This is a genomic window from Oleiphilus sp. HI0123 (assembly GCF_001635315.1).
In genome coordinates this window covers 1-3656 of sequence record NZ_LWGE01001278.1, presented here as the reverse complement: position 1 = coordinate 3656, position 3656 = coordinate 1, and the positions used below count along the sequence as shown (strand labels likewise).

Below are 3656 nucleotides of genomic sequence, written 5' to 3'. Positions count from 1 at the left end.
TGGTGCAATCTCCCAGCTATCAGAGCTAACGAACCAGCTGACATTACCAGAAGACGCTTGTAATACCTGGACAAGGCTTTATGCCTTAATTTCTGAATTTATCGAAGATTTGCAAAGTCATATCTCGATTGAAAACAATCTACTCTTTGCTCGCGCCTAACAGTTCTGGCACTCACTGATATTGATAGTAAAAGATGAATCATAGAGAACAGCAGCCTATCGTGTACTCATGCTCTGGCTGCTCTAATGTCGCCCAGCTTACCAATCAATTAGCCCTAGAATTGAACCGTCTAGGACAAGCTGAAATGTCTTGTATAGCAGGCGTTGGCGGACAGGTTAAATCATTAGTTAGACAAGCGAAATCAGAGCGACCGATCCTGGCCCTAGATGGCTGTGCTTTGCATTGTGTAAAACAATGCCTTAACAAAGTTCAAGTCACCCCCACACTTCACCTCACACTGACTGACCTAGAACTCAAGAAAGTAAAGCATCAAAACTTCTCAAAGCAAGAATTTGAACACGCTTACACTTATGTTTCGAAAAAGCTTTCGTCGATCCAAAGTAAGCCTCAGACGCACTTTTAGTCTTATCGTATTAAGCCTCACACATTCCGCTTGGCTCTGATACACTAGCTCTTTCAGCCCCTAGCAGCTTCTGCAACAATAAGTACTTGACGCGAAATGACTAACTCCGCCAATTTCAGGCACAAGCGCCCTCTCCTTCTTCGCCCAACTAGCTTGAAGATACTAAGTGTTTTGGCCTTACTGCTCTTTGCCTGGTGCATATATCTCGATGCTCAGGTCAGATATAAGTTTGAAGGCAAGCGGTGGGCGCTTCCAGCTCAAGTATTTGCCCGCACCCTCGAAATTTATAACGATAAGGCGCTAAACGCCAACAATCTGCTTGATGAACTCAATATGCTAGGTTATCAAGCCCGTTCGGAACCTAAATCCGAACGCAGCTACTCCATTCGTCACCTATCAAGCACCCATCAAGTTGTTGAACTAAAGGTACCTGCTCATCAAACACTTGAAGGTTATCAAGAGAGTAGTCACTTTCGTTTTCATATAGAAAACGATATCGTCACCCAGCTGCAAGGCCTGGGTAGTCATCAAGCGCTCTATACACTAGAGCCTTTAAAAGTGGGCGGCATTTATCCCCGCACTAAAGAAGAAAGAATCCTACGACCCTACGAAGACATACCCGACCAACTCATTGCCAGCCTTCTTGTCACTGAAGATCGTGACTTTAAACATCATTTAGGCATTTCACCGCTATCCATAGCGCGTGCTGCATGGGCAAACCTGAAAGCGGGCAGAGTTGTTCAAGGTGGCAGCACGCTTACCCAACAATTGGTCAAGAATTTTTATCTCAGTCGAGAGCGATCACTTAGCCGAAAGGTAAATGAAGCACTGATGTCTCTGATGCTGGAAGCCCATTATGACAAGCAGTCCATCCTAGAAACTTACATGAATGATGTCTTTCTCGGTCAATCTGGCTCACTCGCTATCCACGGGTTTGCAGCGGCCAGCCTCTACTACTTTGGCAAGGATTTACGTGCCTGCTCTATCTCCGAACACGCTCTACTTGTCGCCATGATCAAAGGCCCGTCCTATTATAATCCTCGCCGTTTTCCTGAACGAGCACTAAAACGACGCAACCTGGTTTTGTCTCTTCTGAACAAGGAGAACCTCCTTGACGATCAACGCTATCAAGAGGCGATCACTCACACATTAAACGTTATCGATAAGCCGACTCTACAGACTAATCCCTACCCGGCATTTATGGACATGGTAAAGCGTCAGCTGGGAAAAGATTACCATGAAGACGACCTACGCACTGAAGGGCTAAAGATATATACCAGTCTAGACCCCCAGCTCCAGCACCAGCTAGAGAATACAATCGCCAGCAAACTTCCAACACTCGAATCAGTGAAACAGACAGGAACGCTTCAAGTAGGCGCCGTGGTCACCGCAACCGGCACCGGGGAAATACTCGCCATGGCTGGGGACAGAAAAGCACGATACCGCGGTTTTAACCGTGCTCTTGATGCAAGAAGACCTATCGGCTCGCTCATTAAACCGTCAATATTCCTTAGCGCACTGGAAAAACCCTCACAATATCAACTCAGCACGCTGGTATCAGATCAGGCATTCAAAATAGAGTTTGAAGATGGGCAAATCTGGGCGCCGCAGAACTTTGATCACGAAAGCCATGGAGAAGTCCCCTTATATCTAGCGCTTGCTAAATCCTACAATCTGGCAAGTGCCCGCTTAGGTTTAGAGCTAGGAATTGACACAGTGCATGACATGCTCAGGCGTTTAGGTGTCAAAAGAGAGCTCACGCCCTACCCTTCTCTATTCCTAGGATCTCAATCATTGTCACCGCTTGAAGTGACGCAGCTCTACCAAACTATCGCCAGTAATGGCTTCAACATGCCCTTAAGAGGAATTCGCGAGGTCACCAACGCACAAGGTGAAACTTTAACCCGCTACCCTTTCAAGCTTAGTCAAGTAGTTGCACCCGAGGCGATTTATTTATTACAAGAAGCACTAGTAAAGACCATGCAAACCGGCACCGGGCGCTCTGCATACAAACAACTACCAGAGCAACTGGTGGTTGCGGGTAAAACCGGCACCACTAACGATAATCGGGATAGTTGGTTCTCAGGCTACTCGGGAGATTACCTAGCAACCTTTTGGCTCGGCCGCGATGACAATAAAGAAACACACCTAACCGGCAGCAGCGGTGCCCTGCAGCTATGGAGCGACTTTATTCGCCGCATCCCTCAATATCCCTTGAGTATGGAAGCTCCTGCTAACATCCAGTACCATTGGTTTGATCAAAACACGGCTCACCTCACCGATGAACGATGCAAGGGCGCTATAGACCTTCCTGTCTGGGGTGAACCAGATACATCTGAATATCAAGCATGTAAAAATGGTTATTCATCGGTGAAAGGGTGGTTAAAATCATGGTTTTAGAAGGCCTCAGTTATTTATTAAAGGCATCTCCTCTGGCTTTAGTGCTCAGTACAGTTCTCCTACTGAGCGCTTGTTCTTCACTCAACACACAGACTAAGCCTAACATTGTCCCCGTAACACCGAGTTCAAAGGCCGACTCACCGATCACATCCAAGCCTCACAGCATACTTAATAAAGCTGTAACACCAGAGGAAAAAAGCATAACTGTCGATAGTGATGCAGCCAAAAATCAAGATGTAGAAGTAAAAGAAATAAACAAGGTAGAAAGCAATATATTAAGCGTTCTACTTGCTAAAGCCGAAAAAGCAAAAAACTCTCAACAATGGCTACGCGCCCAACGAATATACGAACAAGCCATACGGGTCGCCCCAAACAACCCAGAGGTATTTATCAAGTACGGTGATTTATATCGTTTAATGGGAGGAGATGACAAAGCAAAAAGCATGTACCAGCGAGCGCTTTATCTAGCGAGTGGCGACAAGCGTTTAAGAGACCTTGTACTTGAGAAACTAGAGTCGTTCTAACTGTGCGCGTGTAAGTCAGCATTAAGTTTTAGATACTTGTGTTTCCAGCACGGCTTGATTGGTAAGGATAGAAGAACATGTTTTTAACTATGAATACTCATCTTTCAATATCTCAATAAATACGCCAGCAATACTTGGGTCAAACTGC

Annotated in this window: 3 protein-coding genes; all 3 read left to right on the top strand. The window is 45.8% G+C overall.

All coding sequences use genetic code 11. The features are described 5' to 3' along the window. The first annotated feature begins 221 nt into the window (after positions 1–221). Positions 222–584 (top strand): putative zinc-binding protein, encoded by a 363-nt coding sequence (locus tag A3761_RS15190; RefSeq protein ID WP_304439193.1) that lies wholly within the window; start codon positions 222–224, stop codon positions 582–584. Between the two features lie 96 nt (positions 585–680). Then, positions 681–2984, top strand: a complete 2304-nt coding sequence (gene mrcB, locus A3761_RS15185; RefSeq protein ID WP_068553116.1) for a penicillin-binding protein 1B — start codon at positions 681–683, stop codon at positions 2982–2984. Then, positions 2975–3508: a tetratricopeptide repeat protein gene (locus A3761_RS15180; protein ID WP_068553114.1), complete on the top strand. Its 534-nt coding sequence runs from the start codon at positions 2975–2977 to the stop codon at positions 3506–3508. The genes mrcB and A3761_RS15180 overlap by 10 nt, the downstream gene beginning before the upstream one ends. Positions 3509–3656 lie beyond the last annotated feature (148 nt).